23 protein-coding genes, 1 tRNA gene and 1 pseudogene are annotated in these 26281 nt (G+C 51.1%); 6 read left to right on the top strand and 19 right to left on the bottom strand.

Annotated features, from left to right (window positions below; genetic code table 11):
* Nucleotides 1-235 precede the first annotated feature (235 nt).
* The 4 genes from OGX95_RS12050 to actS form a co-directional block, all read right to left on the bottom strand.
* A complete protein-coding gene (locus OGX95_RS12050; RefSeq protein WP_286629569.1) occupies nt 236-2677 on the bottom strand; it encodes an autotransporter outer membrane beta-barrel domain-containing protein in 2442 nt (813 codons plus the stop codon).
* Nucleotides 2678-3171: 494 nt separating this feature from the next.
* On the bottom strand, nt 3172-3513 hold the full coding sequence (locus OGX95_RS12045) for an EAL domain-containing protein (protein ID WP_286629568.1): 342 nt from the start codon (nt 3511-3513) through the stop codon (nt 3172-3174).
* A gap of 109 nt (nt 3514-3622) precedes the next feature.
* Nucleotides 3623-3696, bottom strand: a tRNA-Gly gene (locus OGX95_RS12040).
* 80 nt (nt 3697-3776) lie between these two features.
* Nucleotides 3777-4499 carry an amidase activator ActS gene (gene actS, locus OGX95_RS12035; RefSeq protein ID WP_286629567.1) on the bottom strand — a complete coding sequence of 241 codons (723 nt, stop codon included), beginning with the start codon at nt 4497-4499 and terminating at the stop codon, nt 3777-3779.
* A 165-nt stretch (nt 4500-4664) separates the two neighbouring features.
* Between actS and OGX95_RS12030 the strand changes: the two are divergent.
* Nucleotides 4665-4805: pseudogene (locus OGX95_RS12030) on the top strand (DUF554 family protein); the annotation flags it as partial.
* A gap of 53 nt (nt 4806-4858) precedes the next feature.
* Nucleotides 4859-5407 (top strand): isopentenyl-diphosphate Delta-isomerase, encoded by a 549-nt coding sequence (idi, locus tag OGX95_RS12025; protein WP_286629566.1) that lies wholly within the window; start codon nt 4859-4861, stop codon nt 5405-5407.
* 95 nt (nt 5408-5502) lie between these two features.
* Here the strand turns inward: idi and lysS are convergent, their stop codons facing one another.
* From lysS to xerD, 5 genes are all read right to left on the bottom strand, one after another.
* The gene (lysS, locus tag OGX95_RS12020) at nt 5503-7020 is read right to left on the bottom strand and encodes a lysine--tRNA ligase (RefSeq protein ID WP_115642921.1); all 1518 of its coding nucleotides are present in this window, start codon (nt 7018-7020) and stop codon (nt 5503-5505) included.
* Nucleotides 7021-7029: 9 nt separating this feature from the next.
* A protein-coding gene (gene prfB, locus OGX95_RS12015; protein ID WP_096878465.1) for a peptide chain release factor 2 occupies nt 7030-8128 on the bottom strand; the annotation gives its coding sequence in 2 pieces (ribosomal slippage) (nt 7030-8052 and nt 8054-8128; 1098 coding nt in all).
* Between the two features lie 218 nt (nt 8129-8346).
* Nucleotides 8347-10080 (bottom strand): single-stranded-DNA-specific exonuclease RecJ, encoded by a 1734-nt coding sequence (recJ, locus tag OGX95_RS12010; RefSeq protein ID WP_286629565.1) that lies wholly within the window; start codon nt 10078-10080, stop codon nt 8347-8349.
* Nucleotides 10081-10085: 5 nt separating this feature from the next.
* Nucleotides 10086-10799, bottom strand: coding sequence for a bifunctional protein-disulfide isomerase/oxidoreductase DsbC (dsbC, locus tag OGX95_RS12005; RefSeq protein WP_101742745.1), 714 nt, complete (start codon nt 10797-10799; stop codon nt 10086-10088).
* A gap of 23 nt (nt 10800-10822) precedes the next feature.
* Nucleotides 10823-11719, bottom strand: coding sequence for a site-specific tyrosine recombinase XerD (gene xerD, locus OGX95_RS12000; RefSeq protein ID WP_286629564.1), 897 nt, complete (start codon nt 11717-11719; stop codon nt 10823-10825).
* A gap of 113 nt (nt 11720-11832) precedes the next feature.
* Here xerD and fldB point away from each other — a divergent pair, with 113 nt between their 5' ends.
* On the top strand, nt 11833-12354 hold the full coding sequence (fldB, locus tag OGX95_RS11995; RefSeq protein WP_048213164.1) for a flavodoxin FldB: 522 nt from the start codon (nt 11833-11835) through the stop codon (nt 12352-12354).
* A 91-nt stretch (nt 12355-12445) separates the two neighbouring features.
* On the opposite strand, the gene OGX95_RS11990 is transcribed toward fldB, so the two are convergent.
* Nucleotides 12446-12853, bottom strand: coding sequence for a protein YgfX (locus OGX95_RS11990; RefSeq protein WP_137382657.1), 408 nt, complete (start codon nt 12851-12853; stop codon nt 12446-12448).
* Nucleotides 12834-13100: an FAD assembly factor SdhE gene (gene sdhE / locus OGX95_RS11985; RefSeq protein ID WP_005123351.1), complete on the bottom strand. Its 267-nt coding sequence runs from the start codon at nt 13098-13100 to the stop codon at nt 12834-12836. The genes OGX95_RS11990 and sdhE overlap by 20 nt, the downstream gene beginning before the upstream one ends.
* 255 nt (nt 13101-13355) lie before the next feature.
* Here sdhE and ygfZ point away from each other — a divergent pair, with 255 nt between their 5' ends.
* The gene (gene ygfZ, locus OGX95_RS11980; protein ID WP_286629563.1) at nt 13356-14339 is read left to right on the top strand and encodes a tRNA-modifying protein YgfZ; all 984 of its coding nucleotides are present in this window, start codon (nt 13356-13358) and stop codon (nt 14337-14339) included.
* 129 nt (nt 14340-14468) lie between these two features.
* Here the strand turns inward: ygfZ and trhA are convergent, their stop codons facing one another.
* The gene (gene trhA / locus OGX95_RS11975) at nt 14469-15131 is read right to left on the bottom strand and encodes a PAQR family membrane homeostasis protein TrhA (RefSeq protein ID WP_286629562.1); all 663 of its coding nucleotides are present in this window, start codon (nt 15129-15131) and stop codon (nt 14469-14471) included.
* 163 nt (nt 15132-15294) lie between these two features.
* Nucleotides 15295-15606 carry a N(4)-acetylcytidine aminohydrolase gene (gene yqfB, locus OGX95_RS11970; RefSeq protein ID WP_286629561.1) on the bottom strand — a complete coding sequence of 104 codons (312 nt, stop codon included), beginning with the start codon at nt 15604-15606 and terminating at the stop codon, nt 15295-15297.
* A gap of 52 nt (nt 15607-15658) precedes the next feature.
* On the opposite strand from yqfB, the gene OGX95_RS11965 reads away from it, so the two are divergent.
* Together OGX95_RS11965 and bglA are read left to right on the top strand one after the other, a co-directional pair.
* Complete coding sequence (locus OGX95_RS11965) at nt 15659-16387, top strand: MurR/RpiR family transcriptional regulator (RefSeq protein WP_286629729.1); 729 nt, start codon at nt 15659-15661, stop codon at nt 16385-16387.
* A 120-nt stretch (nt 16388-16507) separates the two neighbouring features.
* The gene (gene bglA / locus OGX95_RS11960; protein WP_286629560.1) at nt 16508-17941 is read left to right on the top strand and encodes a 6-phospho-beta-glucosidase BglA; all 1434 of its coding nucleotides are present in this window, start codon (nt 16508-16510) and stop codon (nt 17939-17941) included.
* Between the two features lie 59 nt (nt 17942-18000).
* Here bglA and OGX95_RS11955 read toward each other — a convergent pair whose 3' ends face one another.
* From OGX95_RS11955 to ubiI, 6 genes are all read right to left on the bottom strand, one after another.
* Entirely contained in the window at nt 18001-18903 is a 903-nt protein-coding gene (locus OGX95_RS11955) for a transporter (protein ID WP_286629728.1), read from the bottom strand.
* A gap of 353 nt (nt 18904-19256) precedes the next feature.
* The gene (locus OGX95_RS11950) at nt 19257-20000 is read right to left on the bottom strand and encodes an SDR family oxidoreductase (protein ID WP_286629559.1); all 744 of its coding nucleotides are present in this window, start codon (nt 19998-20000) and stop codon (nt 19257-19259) included.
* Nucleotides 20001-20078: 78 nt separating this feature from the next.
* Nucleotides 20079-22952, bottom strand: coding sequence for an aminomethyl-transferring glycine dehydrogenase (gene gcvP, locus OGX95_RS11945; RefSeq protein WP_286629558.1), 2874 nt, complete (start codon nt 22950-22952; stop codon nt 20079-20081).
* A 125-nt stretch (nt 22953-23077) separates the two neighbouring features.
* On the bottom strand, nt 23078-23467 hold the full coding sequence (gene gcvH / locus OGX95_RS11940) for a glycine cleavage system protein GcvH (protein WP_137382650.1): 390 nt from the start codon (nt 23465-23467) through the stop codon (nt 23078-23080).
* Nucleotides 23468-23492: 25 nt separating this feature from the next.
* Nucleotides 23493-24587: a glycine cleavage system aminomethyltransferase GcvT gene (gcvT, locus tag OGX95_RS11935; RefSeq protein ID WP_286629557.1), complete on the bottom strand. Its 1095-nt coding sequence runs from the start codon at nt 24585-24587 to the stop codon at nt 23493-23495.
* A 452-nt stretch (nt 24588-25039) separates the two neighbouring features.
* Complete coding sequence (gene ubiI, locus OGX95_RS11930) at nt 25040-26242, bottom strand: FAD-dependent 2-octaprenylphenol hydroxylase (protein WP_286629556.1); 1203 nt, start codon at nt 26240-26242, stop codon at nt 25040-25042.
* Between the last annotated feature and the right edge of the window lie 39 nt (nt 26243-26281).

The following is a 26281-nucleotide window of genomic DNA, read 5'->3' as shown; positions in this document are numbered from 1 at the left end:
CATAATATTGCCGGAATCTGGCGATAAATATTGAGCCAGAAAGAGATCCACAACGTGACGCAATTTCATCGATGGGTGACGTACACATTTTCCGAAATCCAAACAAACCCCAAGTTGTACCCAAGAAGTTTTTCCTTGCCATCGATACCATCCCTGTTTTTTTTGCAGCTCCTTACGATTTTATGCCTGTAAAAAAGCGGCCTTTCGGCCGCCGTAACTGAATTATAACGAGGAATTAAAAGTTATAGCGCACACCGATATTGCCGTGCAGCGGTGATTCTGTTTTGTCGCCTTTGCGGTAATCGATTTCCGCATACGCCTGAATCTGCTGCGTGAAACGGACGGTTAACCCACCACCAGCTTTCAGGCTGTCGCCGGAGAAATCCGTATCAAAGGTATTGCGCTGGTTAATCGTCACATCATTATTGCTGATAAATTCATGCTGCCAGGCCAGTGTCGCATAAGGGGTGATGCTCACCTGATTGTTCAGAGCGAAATCTTTTCCCACATGCAGGCCGAGCTCTGATTGCAGGGATTGCTGTACATCCAGTTTTGCCTGCATATTATTATTCAGGTGAACAGATTTACCGTCGGCACGCATATAGCTTAGGCGGGCATACGGTTCTGTCCAGAAGGCTTTCGGCAGGTCAAACGAGTAACCGGCTTCAGCGGATCCCCCGTAAGCATTCTGTGAATAATCGCCGCGGATGCTGCTGCTGTTAGTGGAAACTGCACGTAACTCATTGTTGAAATGGTTATATTTCAGCACACCATCGAGATACCAGCCGTTGTCCGAAAGCCAGGTGGCGTAACCACCGGCAGTAACACTGTCGATGCTGCTTTCGCCGCCGCGCTGATGATCCAGTTTGACGTCGTTATAGCCGGTAAAGACGCCGAGCCACAATTTTCCGTTTTCCAGCGGAACGGATTTATCCGCACCCAGCTCAAAACCGGCCTGGTTCAGTTGAAAGTGTGTGTGTCCGGTACCTGCACGGGTTCTGTCACCGGTCAGACGTATCCAGACACCCTCATCGCCCTGATTATCCCGTAATTCACCGCGGCGGAACCGGAGGTTGTCGAGTTCTTGATTAAAAATCAGCTGCGGCGCGGCCGCCATAGATAACACCGCATCGGTGGATGGTGTGGTTTTATCGTCAGGTACGGTCGGTTCATCTTTCTGAGCGGCCAGATACCAGATTTTACCGTCCTGCTCATCACGCTGATAGAGCGAGTACATATAGGTCCCGCCGTCTACTGCATTGATATTGGTGCCGTCGAGAGCATTCAGGTGAAACTGTGCATTGCTGCTCTCGTCTGTGATCAGGTCAAGGCGTGATTCATCCGGACGGGTAATTTCAGCCCCGGAATCCTGTATATTTAGTGCATGGTCACCACTGCCGTTATGGATGGTAAGGTAATCACCCTGTTGTTCCGCAATCGCCGTATTCATATGGAATGTCTGGCTGCCGGAGAGATTATCAATGGTCAGATGGCTGTATCCGGCGTTGACCGGTGCGACAAACCACACCTGCCCCTGGCCGCTGAGCGAGCCGGCAAATACAGCATTCCCGGCATCACCGGTGATCACCTGCAGGGAGCTGTCCGGGCCGGATAAGATAACATTTTCAGCGTAAGCTCCGGCATCTGCAGCCAGTCTATCTTCCGAACCGGCGGTGAGTTGCACCTGAGACTGCTGATTAACCGTGGTTACGCCGAGGAGCTGAGCCCCTGCCGCCAGCCGACTTTTGGCACTATCATTCAGTGTGGTGTCAGTGGCGGAGGAGCCGCTGTAAATACTTTGCATTGAGGTGTCATACAATTCGTTATTAATGGCTTGTCCGCCGCCACTGATTATCTGGGCGCCGCCATTTTTTATCTGGTTGAATTCCGCAATACCTGCAGTGGCTGCTGCATCCTGACTGAAAATGTATTGCTGGCCACCGTCAACGATTGTATTGGTGGCTTTGGAATCATCAACCACATATTGCCGTGCTCCAGCATTCACGAGAGTGTTATCCGCAAAACCTTTGTCGTCTAATTGTTGTAATCCGCCGTTATTCACGACCGTATTCAGGGATTTCCCGTCCTGCTGAACATATTCATAGCCACCGTCATTGACTTGTGTACCGGTCGATTCCCCGCCCAGGTAAATAAATAATTTCCCGCCGCTGTTGACGATATTATTTTCAGACTGACCTGGGTCATCTGCTTCACCGGTATTACTGACATAGACGGTTCCGCCATTGAGTACAGAATCTTTTAATATACCACCATCCAGAACACGGATTAATCCGCCGCTCTGAATATCAATGCGACTGCCGGTGGCCGGGTTACTGGCGTTATATCCGTTCGAAGAAATATGCGTTGTTTTACCAATCCAGACCTCAGCACCGCCCTGAACCTGGGAATCTTCAAACAGGCCGAGTACATTGAGTTTACTGCCGCTCAGCAGTGTCATATTTTTGGCAATGCCGATATAGTCGGTGGGAGCACCGATAACCGATGCACCAACTTCATAACACTGGTCTGCGGTGAGTTCTCCGGTCAGTGTATTGCCTCCGCCGTAAACGACATCGCCTCTGTCACCACAGAATGTTTCAGCCATAGCCAATGAAGGTGTTACAGTAAAAATAATGGACAGAATAGCGAGATATAATATTTTCTTTTTTGTTTTCATTAGTTGCTCTTTTGTGTTGATATATATGAAAGCCATTTCATTAAGCGGAAGCAATAATTTAAAAGGAAGTGATTTATATTAATGGGAAACATGCAGAATAAATGCACTAGTATGTTTTCCAACACAAATTAATAAGGTATTTTTCTTTCGAAATATGCTTACATCCCGTATAAGTAAAATAATTATTTATAAACAACCCTTCGCCACATTGATAATACGATGTAATATATCATACAAATTAGCAGTATAAATAGCCTTAATTATCAAGATTTATCCTATTTTCATCCTATTAAAAATTCGAATTCAAGTTGTTTTTTGTGTTGTATTTCAAAGTATTGTATTGATTTAAAGATGATTTTGATGAAATGCTTTACTAAAAGCAGGAATGGCTAAATCAAGTTGTCGCGGAGTAAATCTTAATGCCCTATAAGAATGAACATAAGAAAGAGAACGACTAGCGAGCGCTAGTCGATGTGATGTTTAGGTACAGCCACTCATGGGACATGGTAAGCGATCTGCTCTGGTGTTTCGACGCCTTCAGCAATGGTGTTGATACCCAGCTTAGCGGCCAACCCAGTCACACAGTCCAGCAGCTCTGTATGCCCGGTCTGCATGTGACTGACAAACAGTTTATCTATCTTGAGGTAGTCAGGCTTTAGCGAGCTAACCCAGGCCAGATTGGAATACCCGGTGCCGAAATCATCCAGTGCAACAGCGGCACCGGCACGTCGCAGCCAGGCTAATCGTTTTTCTGTTTCCGGGGTCAGTGCCAGTTGTTCACGTTCGGTGATTTCCACCGCCAGCGTGATGATATGTTCCCTTGTACCACAAACCAATCACGCGACAGATGCGGGCGTAGAACAATGGGGAGTGTAAGTTGTACCTGCTAAAGTGGGGGCAACGTAGCTGACTGATAAATCATAATTTGTTGATTTGTCAGGAGGCTGGAGCGGGCGAAGGGAATCGAACCCTCGTATAGAGCTTGGGAAGCTCTCGTTCTACCATTGAACTACGCCCGCGAAGAGGTGCGTGGGCCATTATAGACTTTACGCACCCTCTGACAAGCCCAAACGATGCTAACTGCTGATAAAATAGCCTTTTAGCACTTAGGTTTACTCCCCTGCGGCGGTAAATAACGCAGCGGATCAATCGCCGTTGCGCGATAGCGAATCTGGAAATGCAGGCGTACAGATGCCGCATCAGTGCTACCCATGGTGGCAATTTTCTGCCCGGCCTTCACGCTCTGCCCGTTGTTCACCAGTAGCGTATCATTATGCGCATAAGCGGTAATGTAATCCTCACTGTGCTTAATCATGATGAGGTTGCCATAGCCCCGCAACTGGTTGCCGACATAAACTACCTTCCCTGCTCCCGCCGCATAAACCGGTGTGCCGCGCGCAGCTGAGATATCAATACCCTTGTTGCCGCCATCCGCCGTTGAATAAGGCAGGATCACTTTTCCACTGGCAGGCCACAGCCAACAGCGTTGTCCCACTGGCGGCCAGGATGACTGCGGTACGGAGGACGACGGTCTGACTGCCGCTGTTTTTGTGGAAGATTTTGTGGTGGTCTTGCCGGAAGTCGGCCTGGTTTTCGTGCTACCGCTAAGCTTCAGCTTTTGCCCTACTTCGATGGTATAGGGAGGAGATATGTTGTTGAGACGGGCGAGATCCCTGACGCTGGTACCGGTAGAGCGTGAAATCGCGTACAGCGTATCGCCACGCTTCACGGTATACGTAGAGCCGGAATCAGATGAACTGGAACATCCTGCAACGATCAGGCTGCCCACCAACATTATCAAGATATAAAAGCGTTTACTCATCAGACATTCTGCACTAAACACGAACGTTCACCTCCAAACCAGAGGCAATTATCATACCAGCCAGCCGGACGATCCCCAATCGCTTCGGCTCAACCTGATGTATTAAACGGATATCCCTGCGCAATAATATCCATCAGCACGGGTAAATAAGGCATGGAAGGTAATTTCACCAGCGCTGGCGGATTGCTAATGACCGCGACCGGATTGCGCATCTGCACTATTAAACTATTTCCGGTCGCCAACATGCTGCCAGGGCTTGTTTTGGTAATGCCTTTGTCCCATTTATGGGCTACCCTAGTGGCCTGAGTACATGACCCGGCGGGTTAGTGCCGGGTTATTTTTTCTTTTCAGGAGTTGTCATGGCCGGGGAACATGTCGTTTTGCTGGATGAGCAAGATATACCTTCAGGTATACTCGAGAAGTATGCCGCCCACACTCACAATACCCCTCTACATCTCGCGTTTTCCTGTTGGATTTTTAACGACCTGGGCCAACTGTTAGTTACCCGTCGTTCACTGCACAAAAAAGCCTGGCCAGGTGTCTGGACAAATTCGGTGTGCGGTCATCCACAATCAGGGGAAACAACTGAAGACGCCATTATCCGTCGCGCCCGCTTCGAGTTAGGCGCTGGCATTCGCGCACTCACGTCCGTCTACGCTGATTTTCGCTATTGCGCCGCAGATCCCAGTGGAATTGTGGAAAATGAAGTTTGCCCGGTATATGCCGCACAGCTAATCAGCACGCTACAGCCGAATGCGGAGGAAGTGATGGATTATCGATGGAGCAATCTTGAGGATGTGTTATGCGGGATTGACGCGACACCGTGGGCCTTCAGCCCGTGGATGGTAATGCAGGTTTCAGACGATAAGGCGCGAAAATTGTTGCGCGCATTTTCCAACAGTCATTAATTGCCGGATGACAACGCAAAAGCGTTTTATCCGGCCTACGAATCGTCTCCCCGTAGGCCGGATAAGGCATCAGCCACCATCCGGCAGTTCACATCTTACTTAACCGGACGCATTGCCGGGAACAGAATCACGTCGCGGATGGTGTGGCTGTTAGTGAACAGCATAACCATACGGTCGATACCAATACCCAGACCAGCAGTCGGCGGCAGACCATGTTCCAGAGCGGTGACGTAGTCTTCGTCGTAGAACATCGCTTCGTCATCGCCTGCATCTTTAGCATTAACCTGATCCTGGAAACGCTGCGCCTGATCTTCTGCATCGTTCAGCTCGCTGAAACCGTTACCGATTTCGCGGCCGCCAATGAAGAATTCAAAGCGATCGGTGATTTCCGGGTTTTCATCATTACGACGCGCCAGCGGAGAAACCTCTGCTGGATATTCGGTGATGAAGGTCGGCTGAATCAGGTGCGCTTCCGCCACTTCTTCAAAGATCTCCGTCACGATACGGCCCAGACCCCAGCTCTTCTCAACCTTGATGCCGATAGATTCAGCAATCGCTTTCGCTGAGTCGAAGTTGTCCAGATCCGCCATATTGGTTTCCGGACGGTATTTCTGAATCGCTTCGCGCATGGTCAGTTTTTCGAACGGTTTGCCAAAGTCGAAGACTTCTTCACCGTAGGGCACTTCGGTCGTCCCAAGAACATTCTGTGCCAGGGTACGGAACAACGATTCGGTCAGTTCGATCAGATCTTTGTAGTCCGCATACGCCATGTAGAGTTCCATCATGGTGAACTCAGGGTTATGGCGAACAGAGATGCCTTCATTACGGAAGTTGCGGTTAATTTCGAATACGCGTTCGAAACCGCCAACCACCAGACGCTTGAGGTACAGTTCCGGCGCAATACGCAGGTACATGTCCAGATCCAGCGCGTTATGGTGGGTGATAAACGGACGTGCTGCCGCACCGCCGGGGATCACCTGCATCATCGGGGTTTCAACTTCCATAAAGCCGCGGCCCACCATGAACTGACGGATACCCGCCATGATCTGTGAACGCACTTTAAAGGTGTTGCGGGATTCATCGTTAGAGATGAGATCCAGGTAACGCTGGCGGTAGCGCGCTTCCTGATCCTGCAGACCATGGAATTTATCCGGCAGTGGGCGCAGGGCTTTGGTCAACAGACGCAGCTCGGTGCAATGGATAGACAGTTCGCCGGTTTTGGTCTTAAACAACTTACCTTTCGCGCCGAGGATATCGCCCAGATCCCATTTTTTGAACTGCTCGTTGTAGACGCCTTCCGGCAGATCGTCGCGCGCAACGTACAACTGAATGCGTCCACCAACATCCTGCAGCGTAACGAATGATGCTTTACCCATAATACGACGGGTCATCATACGGCCAGCAACGGATACCTCAATGTTCAGCGCTTCCAGCTCTTCGTTTTCTTTCGCGTCGAAGTCAGCGTGCAGTTGGTCTGAGGTATGATCGCGACGGAAATCGTTCGGGAACGGGATCCCCTGCTCGCGCAGGCTAGCCAGCTTCTCACGACGCGTTTTCAGTTCATTGTTAAGGTCGGCTACCGCGTCAGCGCCCTGTGCGTGTTGTTCAGACATGTTGGTTCCTCATAACCCTGCTTTCAAACTTGCTTCGATAAATTGATCCAGGCTGCCATCCAGCACTGCCTGCGTGTTGCGGGTTTCAACCCCGGTACGCAGATCTTTAATGCGGGAGTCATCAAGGACATAAGAACGAATCTGGCTACCCCAGCCGATGTCAGACTTGGTGTCTTCCATCGCCTGTTTCTCGGCATTCTTCTTCTGCATTTCCAGCTCATAAAGCTTCGCTTTCATCTGCTTCATGGCCTGGTCTTTGTTCTTGTGCTGGGAACGGTCGTTCTGGCACTGCGTTACAATCCCGGTCGGGATGTGAGTGATACGCACCGCAGATTCCGTACGGTTAACGTGCTGACCGCCCGCACCCGAGGCGCGGTAAACGTCGATACGCAGGTCTGCCGGGTTGATATCGATATCAATATCATCGTCAACTTCCGGATAAACAAACGCAGAACTAAACGACGTATGGCGACGGCCACCGGAATCGAACGGACTCTTACGAACCAGACGATGTACACCGGTTTCCGTGCGCAGCCAACCGTAAGCATATTCTCCAGCGATTCTGATGGTCACGGATTTAATACCCGCCACTTCACCTTCAGACTCTTCAATAATTTCCGTCTTAAAGCCGCGAGCTTCAGCCCAACGCAGATACATACGCATCAGCATGCTGGCCCAATCCTGCGCTTCGGTACCGCCGGAGCCAGCCTGAATATCAAGATAGCAATCTGCACTGTCATATTCACCGGAGAACATGCGACGGAATTCCAGCTGTGCCAGTTTATCTTCCAGCGTATCAAGTTCTGCTACGGCTTCGTTAAAGGTTTCTTCGTCGTCGGCTTCTACAGCCAGTTCCAGCAGGCCGGAGACATCTTCCAGGCCCTGGCTCATCTGGTCGAGCGTGTCGACAATGGCCTCAAGGGAAGAACGTTCTTTACCCAGCGCCTGTGCGCGTTCGGGTTCGTTCCAGACGTCAGGCTGTTCCAGCTCGGCGTTTACTTCTTCCAGACGCTCTTTCTTAGCATCATAGTCAAAGATACCCCCTAAGAACGTCAGAGCGTTCCGTGAGGTCCTGAATGCGGTTATTTACCGGATTAATTTCAAACATGGTCTGATTTCTTTTATTGAACGAGTCAAAATGCGGTTATAAGAGCGGGATTGTAACCAATCCACACCCTTTTTTATAGAAAATAAACACGTCATCCATCAAGCTGCCTCTTTACTGGCTGCGTGAATTTCACTCCGATCACGTACTCTTTGTACGCTCCCGGGGACGCATTCACTCGCCGCTTCGATGTAGCCTGAATGATTATGTGTATCGTGACGCTATAGTGGCCAGATATTATCGATAATAATTTGCAGCGAGCGGTTGCCGCGAAATTCGTTAATATCCAGCTTATAGGCCAATTGAACCTCACGCACGCCGTTATCCGGCCAGCAACGGGTGTCGACGTTAAACGCAATACCGTCCAGCAACGGCCCGCCGCCAACCGGCTCCACCATCACTTTCAGGTGACGCTCACCAACAAGACGTTGCTGGAGCAGGCGAAAATGTCCATCAAACAGCGGCTCCGGGAACATTTGCCCCCACGGACCGGCATCGCGCAGCATTTGCGCGACTTCCATGGTCATCTCTGCCGCACTCAGCGGACCATCAGAGACGACCTCACCCTGTAATAAAGCGGGATCAAGCCATTCTGTTACCAGCTCGCCAAAACGCTGCTGGAAATGCTCGAACTGCGCTTCTTCCAGCGACAGGCCTGCTGCCATCGCATGTCCACCAAACTTAATGATCATGCCGGGATAAAGCGTATCCAGACGCTCCAGCACATCACGCATATGCAGTCCCTGGATCGAACGTCCGGAACCTTTTAAGGTGCCATCCCCCGCAGGAGCAAAGGCGATTACCGGACGATGGAAACGCTCTTTAATACGCGATGCCAGAATGCCGACTACCCCCTGGTGCCATTCGGGATGATACATCGCCAGCCCACCCGGTAGTGTGTCACTACTGCGCTCCAGTTTTTCGCACAGGGTCAGGGCTTCAGTCTGCATCCCCTGTTCAATCTCTTTTCGCGTCTGGTTGAGTGCATCCAGTTCATTGGCCAGCATACGCGCCTCACCAATGTTATCGCACAGCAACAGTGCAACGCCGACGGACATATCATCCAGACGACCTGCTGCGTTCAGCCGAGGGCCAAGCGCAAAACCTAAATCACTGGCGGCCAGTTTAAGCGGGTCGCGATTGGCAATCTCCAGTAGCGCCTTAATGCCAGGGCGGCACTTTCCAGCACGAATTCGGCTTAAACCTTGCCACGTCAGGATACGGTTATTGGCATCCAGCGGCACCACGTCTGCTACTGTGCCCAAAGCAACCAGATCAAGCAAATCGGCCAGATTTGGCGGCGCAATACCACGTTCATCAAACCAGCCTTTGTCACGCAGGAAGGTGCGCAGCGCCAACATCAGGTAGAAGGCTACCCCCACGCCTGCCAGCGATTTCGACGGAAATTCACAGTCGTGCAGGTTAGGATTGATGATTGCTTCCGCGCCCGGCAGCGTATCACCTGGTAGGTGGTGATCGGTCACCACCACCGGAATCTTCAGCGCTCTGGCATGCTCAACACCCGCGTGAGAAGATATGCCGTTGTCCACAGTGACGATCAGCTGAGCGCCCCGGGCATGCGCCTGCTCCACGACTTCCGGGCTTAAGCCATATCCGTCTTCAAAACGGTTGGGCACCAGGTAGTCAACATTACTACAGCCCAACGCACGCATCGCCAGGATGCTCAGTGCCGTGCTGGTCGCACCATCGGCATCGAAATCCCCCACCACAATGATGCGGGTTCCTTCGCGAAAGGCGTTATAGAGGATCTCAACCGCTTTTTCGACGCCGTTCAAATGCTGCCACGGCAACATCCCTTTCACGCTACGTTCAAGCTCCTGCGCACTACGCACGCCACGACTGGCGTACAAACGACGCAACAAGGGAGGCAAATCCGCAGGCAGTTCGGCAGTCTCGTCGGCCTCACGCCGACGGAGTTGTATCTGTTGTTTCACGCGAATTATTTACCGCTGGTCTGTTTTTCGTGTGCGTCGAGGAATTCTTTCATCTCTTTCGGCCCCTGATAGCCCGGGACAACATAGCCGTTGCTCAGAACAATCGCCGGTGTGCCACTGACGCCAAACTGCACGCCCAGTGCGTAATGATTCGCGATATCCACATCACAGGTCGCCGCTTTCACGCCCTTACCCGCCATCGCATCGTCAAAGGCTTTGTTTTTGTCTTTTGCACACCAGATTGACTTCATGTCCTGCTCAGCCTGGCTTTCCAGCCCCTGTCGAGGGAAGGCCAGATAACGGACGGTGATGCCCAGCGCGTTGTAGTCTTTCATTTCTTCATGCAACTTGTGGCAGTAGCCACAAGTGATGTCGGTGAAAACGGTGATGACGTGTTTTTCTTGCGGCGCTTTGTAGACGATCATCTCTTTTTCCAGCGCATTCAGATGCTTCATCAGCAGTTGGTTAGTGACATTCACCGGGCTTGCGCCACTTACGTCATACATCGGCCCCTGAATAATATGCTTGCCATCTTCAGTAACGTACAGCACACCGCTATTGGTCAGTACGGTTTTCATGCCCGCAACCGGAGCAGGTTGAATTTCGGTGCTCTGCACGCCCAGCTTCGCTAATGACTGGCGAATAGCCGCATCGTCTGCATGTACCATGCCTGAAAACGCAGTAGCCAGCAGGGTGAGCATCATAAAACGTTTCTTCATAACCTATCCTTTACTGTCAGCACTCACGCTCGTGGGTGATGCTGTTGATGTAGTTGACGCAAGCGCTCCGTTGCGACATGTGTATAAATCTGTGTAGTCGAGAGATCGCTATGCCCCAGCAGCATCTGCACCACGCGCAGGTCAGCGCCGTGATTGAGCAGATGCGTGGCAAAAGCATGCCGCAATACGTGCGGAGACAGTTTCTCGCTGTCGATCCCTGCTAACACAGCATAGTGTTTAATACGATGCCAGAAAGTCTGACGGGTCATCTGCTGCGCACGCTGGCTGGGAAACAGTACGTCAATCGATACGCCGTTGAGCAACCACGGACGACCGTGTTCCAGGTATGTTTCCAGCCAGTACACGGCTTCTTCGCCCAACGGCACAAGTCGCTCTTTGTTGCCTTTACCAATCACCCGTACAACACCCTGGCGCAGACTAATATCGCTCATCGTCAGCCCCACCAACTCTGATACGCGCAACCCCGTGGCGTACAAAACCTCCAGCATAGCTTTGTCGCGTAGCTCAAGCGGTTGGTCAATAAGCGGGGCCTGCAGCAGCCGTTCTACCTGCGCTTCGCTAAGATCTTTTGGCAAACGCTGCGGAAGTTTAGGTGAAGCAAGCGAGGCGCTTGGATCGTCTTCGCGAAATTTTGCGCCGTAAAGATGCTGAAAAAAACGCCGCATGGCACTGAGCAAACGTGCTGAACTGGTGGCTTTATACCCGCCATCCATTCGCTCAGCCAGCAGTGCCTGCAAATCATCGCTCTGCGCCGTCGCCAGTGAAATGCCACGATGGTGCAGCCATTCAACAAGCATTGTCAGATCGCGACGATACGCACTTAACGTGTTCTCCGCCAGATTTCGCTCCAGCCACAGGGCATCAAGAAATTGCTCGATGCGTGCCAGATCTTGTTCCACTCGCGCCCCTTAATTCACTCTCATTTTTGATGCATTATGCCTCATTGTGCCGAGATTGCGGCGATTCTGTTACACTAGCCGCAACGCTACAGCAGAATTGAGATGTTTACGTCATGAACATGGGTCTTTTTTACGGTTCCAGCACGTGCTACACCGAAATGGCAGCAGAAAAAATCCGCGATATCCTTGGTCCCGAACTGGTGACACTGCACAACCTCAAGGATGATTCCCCAGCCTTAATGGAGCAGTATGACGTGCTCATTTTGGGTATTCCAACCTGGGATTTCGGTGAAATTCAGGAAGACTGGGAAGCGGTCTGGGATCAACTGGACAACCTCAACCTGGAAGGCAAGATTGTCGCGCTTTACGGCATGGGCGATCAACTGGGGTACGGTGAGTGGTTCCTTGATGCACTGGGTATGCTGCATGATAAACTGGTCACCAAAGGTGTTAAGTTTGTCGGTTACTGGCCAACTGAAGGCTATGAATTCACCAGCGATAAACCCGTGATTGCCGATGGACAGCTGTTTGTCGGTTTAGCTCTGGATGAAACTAACCAGTACGACCTCAGCGATGAACGTATCCAGGCCTGGTGTGAGCAAATTCTCGGTGAAATGGCCGAACACTGGTCCTGATAACCGTGTTGCCGGATGATGGCGTGAATGCCTTCTCCGGCCTACATAGCGCACTAAACCATAACTGCTCGCCATCAGTCATTCGCCAGCGTTAACCCTGCTTCGCCTGTTGCAGCATTAACCGTCGCAAATCCCGCCACTCTGCGTCATCCATGCTGTCCGCTGCCAGCCACAAATGCTGACGTTTTCCCGCATCTGAACGCAAACGCAGCATCATGCCCGTTTTAATCATCCAGGGTGCACAAACGATAGACCACTCCTGCCCCTGCCAGCGCAGACGACCGTCCATTAACAGTCTAATCTCTCCCTGACAAGCGTTAATGCGACGCTGACTGCGTACGCTATCAAACACCACCAGAGAGAGCAGAACCAACCATAATGGGGTGTAGCTCAACGGCCAGGGCATCAATAAAATGAATACCGCAACCAGCCCATGAATGAGCAGAGAGAGCCACTGTGCGCGCCATGAAACGCGTAAATCAGATTGCCACTGGACCACGTTCCCGATTCCGTGTCTGGATGAGTCGCACCATCTGCTCCAACTGCTCATCAGCCGGTTTCCCATGATTCATCAACCAGTTAAATAAGTCTGGATCATCGCATTCCAGCAGACGGATAAAGATGCGTTTTTCTTCGTCACTTAAGTTGTCATACTCATGTTCGAAAAACGGCATGATAGAGATGTCCAGTTCACGCATACCGCGGCGGCATGCCCAATGAATACGTGCTTTGTTGTTAATATCCATGTTCTTTTCCCTGTCTCGCGAAAACGAAGTATCCGGCTATTGTAACGTGTTTTTCACGCTCTTTTACGGGAATATCAGTAAACGGAAGCGCGATCGCTAAATAAAACCACATTAAGTCAAAGGGTTCACTTTTTTGGATGTCTCCTCGCAAAGCTTAATATATGGCACAAACAGGATGTTTAAACCGCTTGCAATAGCCCATAGCTCTTTTACCATTAGTCATTATTACCGCGTTAAGCAAATCAGGACATTATTATGGCTTTTACATCGTTTCCTCCTCGCCAGCCGTTTGCGTCGGCACGTTTGCCTCTGACGCTAATGACGCTCGACGACTGGGCTCTCGCCACCATTACTGGTGTCGACAGTGAAAAGTACATCCAGGGCCAGGTCACCGCTGATGTCAGCCAGATGACCGAACAGCAACACCTGCTGGCCGCTCACTGCGATGCCAAAGGTAAAATGTGGAGCAACCTGCGTCTCTTCCGTCAGGCTGATGGTTTTGCCTGGCTTGAACGCCGTAGCCTGCGTGATGCCCAATTAACCGAACTGAAAAAATACGCCGTCTTCTCGAAGGTCGTGATTGCCCCGGATGATGAGCGCGTCCTGCTGGGCGTAGCAGGCTTCCAGGCGCGTGCGGCGCTAGCCAATCTCTTTAGCGAACTGCCAACCAGCGATAATCAGGTCGTTACCCACGGCGCTTCCACCTTGCTGTGGTTCGGGCATCCGTCTGAACGCTTCCTGCTGATCGTTGATGTCGCAACAGCTGAGATGATTGCAGAGAAACTGCGTGGCGAAGCAGAATTGAATAACAGCCAGCAATGGCTGGCGCTGGATATCGAAGCGGGTATCCCGGTGATCGACACCGCTAACAGCGGTCAGTTTATTCCGCAGGCCACTAACCTTCAGGCTCTGGGTGGTATTAGCTTCAAAAAAGGTTGTTACACCGGTCAGGAAATGGTTGCCCGCGCAAAATTCCGCGGCGCCAATAAACGTGCAATGTGGACCCTGGCGGGTACTGCCAGCCGGGTACCAGAAGCAGGTGAAGATCTGGAACTAAAAATGGGTGAGAACTGGCGTCGTACCGGTACTGTTCTTGCAGCCGTGCAACTGGCCGATGGTCAGGTGTTAGTACAGGTTGTGATGAATAACGATATGGAAGCAGACAGCGTGTTCCGCGTGCGTGATGATGCGAAAACGCTGCATATTGTGCCGCTGCCGTATTCGTTAGACGAAGAGTAATTAGTCGCCCTGATAAGCGCAGCGCCATCAGGCAATTCAGTGCAGGCCGCCGGATGGCGGCGTTGCCTTATCCGGCCTAAAAACATATCCCGGGCGAGCGTTTACGCCGCCCTCGGGGTTGCACTGAATCTATGCGTTTTGCCCCACGTACAAATAAATCGCCAGAAAGTGACAAACACTGCCACCCAGCACAAACCCATGCCAGATAGCATGGTTGTAAGGAATACGTTTGCAGACGTAGAAAATCACGCCCAGCGAATATACCACGCCCCCCACAGCCAACAACGTCACACCACCCGCCGCCAGCTTAACCGCCAGTTGATACACCACAATCAATGATAACCACCCCATCGTCAGATAGGTCACCAGCGACAAAACCTTAAAGCGGTGTGCAATAGTCAGTTTGAATAAAATACCAAGCAGCGCCAGACTCCAGATAACGATCATCAATCCACGCGCCAGCGGCGAATCCAGGCCCACCAGCAGAAACGGCGTGTAAGTCCCGGCAATCAGCAGATAAATAGCGCAATGGTCGAATTTTTTCAGCCAGATTTTCGCTTTCTGATGGGGGATTGCGTGATACAAGGTTGAAGCAAGGAACAGCAGGATCATGCTGCCGCCATACAGGCTATAGCTGGTAATCGCCATAGCACTGGCATTGGCATCCACTGCCTGAACCAGCAACAGCACCAGTCCGACAATCCCAAACACCAGTCCAATACCGTGACTGATGCTATTGGCTATTTCCTCAGCCAGCGAATATCCCTGCGCGATTAATGGCTTCTGAACCATAAGTTACTCCGGTAAAACGAACACTTTCGTGATTGCGCCTCTAGCGTAACTGAGAATGGTTCCAGTGAACACCTGTTAGCCCAAATATTTCTCAAAAAATAAAAAATCAATAAAAATCATATTGTTATATTTTATATTTCAGCTAACATCTGTACCTTAAAAATTAAAGACATTTAAAATCAATCACATAAAATTGCGTTTGTTGTGGATAGATCTCAGCAATCACCTGTTTAAGCTTATCAAGCGTCATGTTTTCCTGTCGGGCATGTTGTTCCGTTAGCGTATCCAGTGTAACTGTTGAAGTGCCGACAACTTCAATCGTGCAGAAGTAGCCATCATCCTCGAAGCGCCCAACGCGCAGAATATCGCCGGCTTTGAAGTGTGATTCAGACTCATCACGAATGGTGATGGTCTTACGTCCTGCCAGAATGTCATCCTGGAAGCGTTGAAAAAAAGTGATGTCATTTGGCTGCATGTTATTATTCCCTGTAGATGAAGTCTGATGAGTGAGTTTTGCCATTGTGAGTATGTTCTCCCACGCTGCCATCGCCAGTCTCAACAATCTTGAGATGCTGGTCTATAACTATGTCATCAAAAACCGTGACAAAGTCATGTACATGACCATTCGCGAACTGGCCGATGCCGTGGGCGTATCCACAACTACCGTGTTGCGCTTTTGCCGCAAGCTTAAGTGTGAGGGTTACTCAGAATTTCGCGTACGCTTTAAATTATATTTAGAGCAGAATGAACCGCAACAGGCTAATTTTGGCGCCAGCGAGATAATCAGCTTTTTTAAAGGCGTGAACAATGACGAGTTTGATAAACTGCTCGATCAAGCTGTTGATATTATATTATCTTCTGAGCGTATCATATTCGTCGGTGCGGGAACATCAGGAGCCTTAGCAAAATATGGCGCACGTTTTTTCTCCAATGTGGGTAAATTCAGTAACCATATCGACGACCCTTATTTTCCGGTAACCAATGATATGGCCAGAAACGCGCTGGCGATTGTCCTGTCCGTCTCTGGCGAAACAGAGGAAATCCTGCGTTTCGCCAGCCAGTTCAGCCTGCATAACTGTAAAGTCCTGTCGATTACCTGCCATGAGCATTCGCGACTGGCGAAACTCGCCGACTTTAACCTCTCGTGGCACGTACCGCAAACCCGCATAGCGGGGGTCTATGATATTACCACGCAAATTCCTGTTATTTATATTCTGGAATCACTTGGCCGCAAGCTGGCGAAAAGATTAGCGTAAAAAAACAATATGTTTTTTTGATGTAACAAATCACATTTCCGCTATTTTGTTATATCGTGACATTTATCTTTCCTTTGTTAGACTCAAAATCAGATTGTATTAATTTGAGACTGAGCGCAGATGAAAAAACTTACCTTACCAAAAGATTTTTTATGGGGCGGCGCAGTAGCGGCGCATCAGGTTGAAGGCGGCTGGAACAAAGGTGGCAAAGGTCCCAGCATTTGCGACGTACTGACCGGTGGCGCACATGGTGTTCCCCGTGAGATCACTCAAGACATTGTGCCCGGCAAGTACTATCCCAACCATGAAGCTGTCGATTTTTACAGTCATTACAAAGAAGACATCAAGCTGTTTGCCGAAATGGGTTTCAAGTGCTTCCGTACCTCTATCGCATGGACCCGTATCTTCCCGCAAGGTGACGAATCACAACCGAACGAAGAAGGTCTGAAGTTCTACGATGATATGTTCGATGAATTACTCAAATACAACATCGAGCCGGTTATCACGCTTTCCCACTTCGAAATGCCGCTGCATCTGGTTCAACAGTACGGTAGCTGGACCAATCGCAAAGTCGTCGATTTCTTTGTTCGTTTTGCCGAAGTTGTCTTTGAGCGCTACAAGCACAAGGTCAAATACTGGATGACCTTCAATGAAATCAACAACCAGCGTAACTGGCGCGCACCACTTTTTGGTTACTGCTGTTCCGGCGTTGTGTATACCGAACATGAAAATCCAGAAGAAACCATGTATCAGGTGCTACATCACCAGTTTATTGCCAGTGCGTTGGCGGTAAAGGCGGCACGTCGCATCAACCCTGAAATGAAGGTCGGTTGCATGCTGGCGATGGTACCGCTGTATCCGTTCTCCTGTAAGCCTGAAGATGTAATGTTCGCGCAGGAATCTATGCGTGAGCGCTATGTTTTCACCGACGTTCAACTGCGCGGTTACTACCCGTCTTATGTGCTGAATGAATGGGAGCGCCGCGAATTCAACATCAGGATGGAAGAGGGTGATAAACAAATCCTGCGTGAAGGGACCTGCGACTATCTCGGCTTCAGCTATTACATGACTAACGCAGTAAAAGCAGAAGGTGGTAGCGGCGATGCAATCTCGGGTTTTGAAGGCAGTGTGCCAAACCCGCACGTAAAGGCCTCCGACTGGGGCTGGCAGGTAGATCCTGTTGGGCTGCGCTATGCGTTATGCGAACTTTACGAGCGTTATCAGAAACCGCTGTTTATCGTCGAAAACGGGTTTGGCGCCTACGATAAAGTGGAGCAAGACGGTAGCATCATCGATGACTATCGTATCGACTATCTGCGTGCTCATGTCGAAGAGATGATGGAAGCGGTAACGTATGATGGCGTGGAGCTGATAGGCTACACGCCGTGGGGTTGCATCGACTGCGTATCATTCACCACCGGCCAGTACAGTAAACGGTATGGTTTTATCTATGTGAATAAACACGACGATGGCACCGGCGATATGTCGCGTTCGCGCAAGAAAAGTTTTAACTGGTACAAAGAGGTAATTGCCAGCAACGGCGAGAAACGTTAACTACACGAGATAATACGTACTTACCTGTGTGATGCCAGGTAAGTACGCAAACAAAGAGATCACCAGGTTTTACCGACTTTAAACTCCCAACGTACATTTTCCATTTTGGTCGCCGATTTAACCTCTTGCATTACAGGAAAGAATGAGCCGAAACCAAGCCAAACATTTATTGAATCAATCGCAACATTGAAAGAAGGACCAATAACCCATTCGGTAGTACCTGACTGATTATTTATCACACGGCCCGTTGATAGCTCCCGGGTGCCAGAATCATTATGGCTATACGCACTTTCCACGCCAATATCCCACGGTATTTCGCTAAACATATAACGGAATTGGGTATTCCATTGAAACTCATTCCCACGTTTAACATCCTGATTTCCGCGTTCAAACGGCCCCTGGAAGATAAAATCCATATCACCTTTAATATTCGGGGTAAAAAACTTCGTTAATGACACGGATGCCCGGCCACCCCACGCCCCATTACCGGGTAAATGGTTATCTCCATCCTGCCCCGTCGGTAACAGCACCGCTCCGCCAACTGTCAGCCAAAATGGCGCCCCCGCTCGCTGACTCAACAACGCATAGCTCAGGCCAACTGACTGGTCGCCCACCCCTTCTATATGTTCGGGAGACATATTGTCGCGTCGATTATTAATATAAGACCCAACTGTCACACCTTCGAGTCGGTCAGTCATTCCGTAACGGATTTTGAGCAGCCATATTTGAGAGTAAATATCCGGACTTCCGCTTCCCTTTATTTGATTATCCTTATCACGAAAGGAACTGTTTACTGCTGTCAGTAACATTCCCTGCGGAAGTAGCGAACCACCTGAAATTGCTGTGTTAACAGGAGCACCTAATATTTTACTCGGGGATGATGTATTACCTTTTGCATCCGCACTCATTGCATTTATAGATATAAAATATATAATTAACGGCAGCAAGCTTAACTTATTCATCATTTCCTCCCGAAATGAAAATACCGCAGATTATTTCACAGAAAATATATTTGAGTTATTTATGGTATTTAATTTTTCATAAATAAAGGGGATTTAAAACAACGTTAATTTACTGGAAATGATGAGAATAAATTGAGATACAAATTCCGTTTTAAGAGATTATATACCTTACTACAATGGCGTTTAACGACGCCCATATCTCTGTCGCCGGATTAGGGATCTTTTCTCCGGGCCTACCAGAGGATAACATTATTACAGATGCGGATTACCGGGAAAACGGTAGTCCGCGACATAAATATACGCTTCGGGTTGCACACTTATGGCCCGGTAAGCGCAGTACGCTATCAACGCACTTACTTCCCCCCCGCTAATTCAAGAAAACTGCCCGTCACGTAAGAGGCCTTTTCGCTCAGCAGCCAAACTATCGCCTGCGCGACTTCTTCCGGCTGTCCGCCTCGCTGCATAGGCAATATGGATTTCACGCGGTCCACCCTGTCCGGCTCTCCTCCACTGGCATGCATTTCGGTATAGATAAGGCCTGGTCGTACGCAGTTTACACGGATCCCCTGAGCCGCCACTTCCAGCGCCAGTCCGGTCGTTAGCGAATCCACAGCCCCTTTCGATGCGGCATAATCAACATATTCGAAAGGCGCGCCAAGTCTTGATGCTGCTGAAGAAACATTCACAATCGCCCCACCCTGACCACCGTGTTTTAACGACATCCGTTTTACCGCTTCCCGACAACACAGAAAATAGCCGGTCACATTGGTTGCCAGGACACGGTTGATTCGCTCAGCCGTGAGGTTCTCCACCGTGCTCTGCTCAAACAAAATCCCGGCATTATTGACCAGTGCAGCCAATGGTTCGCCTTCGCGGTCAATAGCGTCAAACATCGCCACCACCTGACTCTCATCACTGATATCGGCACGCAGAATAAACGCGTTCCCTCCAGCGGCTATGATGCGATTTACCACCTCCGTTGCGGCGCGAATATTATGATGAAAGTTAACCGCAACCGTGTATCCCTCTTCTGCCAGCTGCAATGCAGTTGCCCGTCCAATACCACGACTGCCGCCAGTAACCAGTGCGATTCCCATACATTCCTCCAGATATGAAAAAGCCGGGAGGCGGCTTCGCCTTACCCGGCCTGGAAACGGCTTTACTGCGCGGAAAAGTTACTGATATTCGCTCATCGGTACGCAAGAGCAGAACAGGTTACGGTCACCGTAAACGTCATCGAGACGCTTCACGGTCGGCCAGTATTTGTTCGCCACACCCACCGGGAAGACAGCAATTTCGCGGCTATAACCGTGAGTCCACTCAGACACCAGTTCATTCTGGGTATGTGGAGAGTTAACCAGCGGGTTATCGTCCAGCGGCCATTCACCGGCTTTCACGCGATCGATCTCAGCGCGGATAGCCAGCATCGCATTGATAAAGCGATCCAATTCTACTTTGCTTTCGGATTCCGTTGGTTCGACCATCAGCGTACCCGCAACCGGGAATGACATGGTCGGCGCATGGAAACCGTAATCGATCAGACGCTTGGCAATATCCAGTTCGCTGATACCGGTCTCTTCTTTCAGTGGGCGAATGTCGAGAATACATTCATGTGCCACACGGCCGTCACGACCGGTATACAGCACCGGATAGGCATCTTTCAGACGGCTGGCAATGTAGTTAGCATTCAGAATTGCCACCTGGCTTGCCTGCTTCAGGCCTTCTGCCCCCATCATGCGGATATACATCCAACTGATTGGCAGAATAGACGCACTACCGAACGGAGCGGCAGAAACAGCGCCCTGACGGGTGAGCATCCCTTCAATCTGTACCACACTGTGGCCCGGCACGAACGGTGCCAGATGCGATTTAACGCCGATCGGTCCCATACCGGGGCCGCCGCCGCCGTGCGGAATGCAGAACGTTTTATGCAGGTTGAGGTGCGATACATCTGCGCCGATAAAGCCTGGCGAAGTAATACCAACCTGGGCGTTCATGTTCGCACCATCAAGGTAAACCTGACCGCCAAACTGATGCACGATTTCGCATACATCACGGATGGTTTCTTCATATACGCCGTGCGTAGACGGATAGGTGACCATGATGCAGGAGAGATTTTCGGCGTGTTGTTCTGCTTTTGCACGCAGATCGTCCAGGTCGATGTTGCCGTTCTTATCACAGGCGACAACCACCACCTGCATACCCGCCATCTGAGCGGAAGCCGGGTTGGTACCATGAGCAGAAGCCGGGATCAGGCAGATATCACGATGACCTTCGTTACGGCTTTCGTGATAATGACGAATTGCCAGCAGGCCAGCATATTCACCCTGTGCGCCGGAGTTCGGCTGCATGCAAACGGCGTCATAACCGGTCAGTTTAACCAGCCAGTCAGACAGTTGACCTATCATCTGGTGATAACCTTCCGCCTGCTCTGGTGGGCAGAACGGGTGCAGTTCGGCAAATTCCGGCCAGGTGATTGGAATCATCTCAGCTGCCGCATTCAGCTTCATGGTGCAGGAGCCCAGCGGGATCATCGCCTGGTTCAGCGCCAAATCTTTACGCTCCAGCGAGTGCATGTAGCGCATCATTTCGGTTTCGCTATGGTAGCGATTAAATACCGGATGGCTGAGGATTGCGTCATCACGCAGCATGCTGTCCTGAATAGAACGGCTGTCGAGCGCCACGTCTTTATCCAGCGTATCGATGTTCAGGCCGTGGCTGTCGCCCAGCAGGACGTTGAACAATTGCACCACATTTTCGCGAGTGGTGGTTTCATCGAGGGTGATACCTACTGCGTTATGAATATCGCTGCGCAGGTTGATTTCAGCCGCTTCAGCACGCGCCAGTACAGCCGCTTTATCGGCCACTTCTACACACAGGGTATCGAAGTAATGCGCATGCCGCAGCTTCAGTCCTTTCTGTTGCAGACCCGCCGCCAGAATATCGGCCAGACGGTGGATGCGGTTGGCGATGCGTTTCAGGCCTACCGGACCATGATAAACGGCATACAAACTGGCGATGTTGGCCAGCAGTACCTGCGAGGTACAAATGTTGGAGTTCGCTTTCTCGCGACGGATATGCTGCTCGCGAGTCTGCATCGCCATACGCAGTGCGGTATTGCCCGCCGCATCTTTGGATACGCCGATAATACGGCCAGGCATAGAGCGCTTGAATTCATCTTTAGCAGCAAAGAACGCTGCGTGTGGACCGCCGTATCCCATCGGTACGCCGAAACGCTGCGCAGAGCCGAACACAATGTCTGCGCCCTGTTTACCTGGAGCGGTCAGCAGAACCAGCGCCATAAAATCGGCAGCAACGCTGACCACGACTTTACGGGATTTCAGTTCAGCAATCAGTTTGCTGTAATCGTGCACTTCACCGGTAGTGCCAACCTGCTGTAACAGCACGCCGAACACATCCTGGTGATCCAGTGCTTTTTCCGCATCATCGACGATAACGTCAAAACCGAAGGTTTCCGCACGGGTACGCACAACATCCAGGGTTTGCGGATGAACATCAGCCGCGACGAAGAAACGGTTGGCGTTTTTCAGCTTGCTGACGCGTTTTGCCATCGCCATAGCTTCAGCGGCAGCGGTGGCTTCATCCAGCAGAGACGCGGAAGCCATGTCCAGACCAGTCAGGTCCAGCGTGACTTGTTGGAAATTCAGCAGCGCTTCCAGGCGCCCCTGAGAGACTTCTGGCTGATACGGCGTATACGCGGTGTACCAGCCCGGGTTTTCCAGCATGTTGCGCAAAATAACCGGCGGCAACTGTACAGCGGTGTAGCCCATGCCAATGTAGGACGTGAAGCGCTTGTTACGCCCGGCGATGGCTTTTAATTCAGCCAGCGCGGCGTATTCGGTCGCCGCCTCGCCCACCTGTGGCGGGGTTGCGAGCTGAATGTCTTTCGGCACAATCTGGCCGATCAGCGCGTTTAACGACTCGGCGCCAACGGCATTCAGCATCTCTTGCTGCTGCGCGGCATCCGGTCCGATGTGGCGTTCAATGAAAGCGCCGCTGTTTTCAAGCTGGCTTAACGTCTGTGTCATGGGCGATGGTTCCTGAAACGTGCAGTGAATCGTAGGTGTCTCTACTTACCTGAATACGCAAAATGATTCACGTTGCAGGTGTGCGAGGAAACCAACACACCTGCAACGTGAAGAATGACGCGTATTTATTCGTCTTCTAACAAAGCTTCGTATGCAGTCGCATCCAGCAGTGATTCAATCTCACTTTCATCGCTGGCTTTGATTTTGAAGATCCAGCCACCGGCATACGGCTCGCTGTTAACCAGTTCCGGAGAGTCGCTGAGTGCATCATTAACCGCAACAATCTCACCGCCGACCGGCGCATAAATATCAGATGCCGCTTTTACGGATTCCGCAACCGCGCAGTCATCACCCGCACTAACGGTCGTGCCAACGTCGGGCAGATCAACGAAAACCATGTCGCCCAGCAGCTCCTGAGCGTGTTCGGTGATACCAACGGTATAAGAACCGTCAGCTTCTTTGCGCAGCCATTCGTGTTCTTTGCTGTATTTCAGTTCTGCAGGTACGTTGCTCATCAATCAATCTCCAAAAAAGGATGAATTACGCGACGGCTTTGCCGTTACGCACAAAAACAGGTTTAGTCACTTTTACCGGCATTTCGCGGTTACGAATTTGCACAATCGCCGTTTCGCCGATACCCGCCGGAACGCGTGCCAGCGCGATGCTGTAGCCCAACGTTGGGGAGAAGGTTCCGCTGGTGATGATGCCTTCATGCTGGTTGCCCGACGCGTCAGTAAAACGCACTGGCAGTTCATTACGCAGCACGCCTTTCTCGGTCATCACCAGGCCGACCAGTTGCTCATGGCCTTTTTCGCGCTGCATTTCCAGCGCTTCACGACCAATAAAGTCGCGATCGGTCGGTTCCCACGCGATAGTCCAGCCCATATTGGCCGCCAGCGGGGAGATACCTTCATCCATCTCCTGACCATACAGGTTCATACCGGCTTCTAAACGCAGCGTATCACGCGCGCCCAGACCGCAAGGCTGAACACCGGCTTCAACCAGCGCGCGCCAGAAATCCGCGGCCTTTTCATTCGGCATTGCAATTTCATATCCCGCTTCGCCGGTATAACCCGTGGTCGCGATAAACAAATCACCCGCCTGAACGCCGAAGAACGGTTTCATACCTTCAACAGCATGGCGTTGTTCGTCAGTAAACAGCGTGGCAGCTTTTGCCTGCGCGTTTGGTCCTTGCACCGCGATCAGTGACAGGTCATCACGAACGGTGATGTCGATGGCGTAAGGTTCAGCGTGTTGGGTAATCCAGGAGAGGTCTTTTTCGCGGGTGGCGGAGTTTACAACGAGGCGGAAGAAATCTTCAGTGAAGTAGTAGACAATCAGGTCATCTATCACGCCGCCCGAAGCATTGAGCATACCGGAGTAAAGGGCTTTACCTGTCTTCGTTAGCTTCGCGACGTCGTTTGCCAGCAGATAGCGCAAGAACTCCCGGGTGCGGCTGCCGCGCAGGTCGACGATGGTCATGTGCGACACATCAAACATACCGGCATCGGTGCGGACAGCATGGTGCTCATCGAGCTGAGAACCGTAATGCAGTGGCATCATCCAGCCATGGAAGTCAACCATGCGCGCGCCACATAGCGTGTGTTGTTCGTACAAAGGAGTCTGTTGAGCCATCTTTTCCTCGTTGAATAAGCGGGGCTATCAACTCTTTCGTGGTGAAATCTTCGCCACGAAACCCAGCACCACAGCCGCTCCAGGGGCTGCGACGCAAACGTTCTCTTTGTCCTGAACTTACCACCGAAACAGACGCTAAACCATAAGGCAAAATTAACCATCACATTAGCTTATGACTAAAAATGACCAGATCGCCGACAGCATAAAAAACCATTAAAACGCCACCACTTCAGAACAACAGACGCACATAAGCAGAGTTAAGCCGCATCAATCCATATTTAATGTGGAAAAAATGTCAAAAATGGCGTTATGAAAAAAACGTAATATTAAAAAAACTAATGCGAAAAAAGGCGTGGAATTAGATTATTTCAAATGAGAGAGCCATCCCGGCGCGCAGGCCGGGAGAGGAAAGTGTGACGGGTTTCAAACTCTTAAGGTTGTCCTTTCGGACACTAGCGTAGCCATTCAGGAAGATCGTTCAGCCCCATCGCCTGGCGGATGAGTTGTGGTTTTACGCCCGGGAGGGTATCGGCCAGTTTCAGACCAATATCACGCAGTAATTTCTTCGCCGGATTCTCACCGGCAAACAGTTCACGGAACCCCTGCATTCCAGCCAGCATCAGCGCCGCACTGTGCTTACGGCTACGCTCATAACGGCGCAGATAGAGGTACTGACCGATGTCTTTTCCCTGGCGTTGCAGGCGCTTAAGTTCATCAATCAACTCCGCTGCATCCATAAAACCGAGGTTCACGCCCTGTCCTGCCAGCGGATGGATGGTATGCGCCGCATCACCCACCAGGGCCATACGATGGGCGGCAAACTGACGGGCATAGCGTCCAGTCAGCGGAAACGTCTGGCGTTCGCTTTCAAGCTGGCATAACCCCAGACGATTATCGAAAGCGATATTCAGAGCCTGATTGAAATCATCTGCACTTGCCTGCTGCATACGTTCAGCGTCCTGCGGCGAGAGAGACCAGACAATAGAGCATAAATGTGGATCGCTAAGCGGCAGGAACGCCAGGATACCTTCGCCATGAAACACCTGACGCGCTACCGCGCCGTGGGCTTCTTGCGTGCGGATCGTTGCCACCAGCGCATGATGACGGTAATCCCAGAACGTCAGCGGAATATCCGCTTTGTTGCGCAGCCACGAGTTTGCACCGTCTGCGCCAATCACCAGACGGGCGGTCAGCATGGAGCCATCTTTCAGCGTCAGGAACGCCTCGTTTTCTCCCCAGGCCACCTGCTGTAACTCAGCCGGTGCCATCAGCGAGATATCCGCTGAACGCTGCGCTTTTTGCCACAGTGCGTAGTGAATCACCGAGTTTTCGACGATATGCCCCAAATGGCTGTAACCCATACTCTGGTCATCAAATTCAATGCGTCCAAAGCTGTCTTTATCCCAGACTTCCATGCCGTGGTAACAGCAAGCGCGACGGGCAACAATATCCGACCATACGCCAAGGCGTGTCAGCAGTTTTTCACTGGCCGCGTTAATTGCCGACACGCGAAGCTGAGGGGGTGCATCCGCCGCCAAAGGCTGCGGAACATGTTGTTCTAACACAGCAACGCGTAATCCGCTGCCCTGCAGGCCGCAGGCAACCGCCAGTCCCACCATGCCGCCACCAACAATTGCTACATCAACACTTTGCACTGTTTATACCTCGAAACCTGTAATCCGTAAGCCTGATAA

The organism is Citrobacter sp. Cu233 (assembly GCF_030332225.1).
Classification (GTDB): Bacteria; Pseudomonadota; Gammaproteobacteria; order Enterobacterales; family Enterobacteriaceae; genus Citrobacter.
Note: the sequence above shows the minus strand (reverse complement) of the source record. Positions and strands in the feature narration are given on the sequence as shown.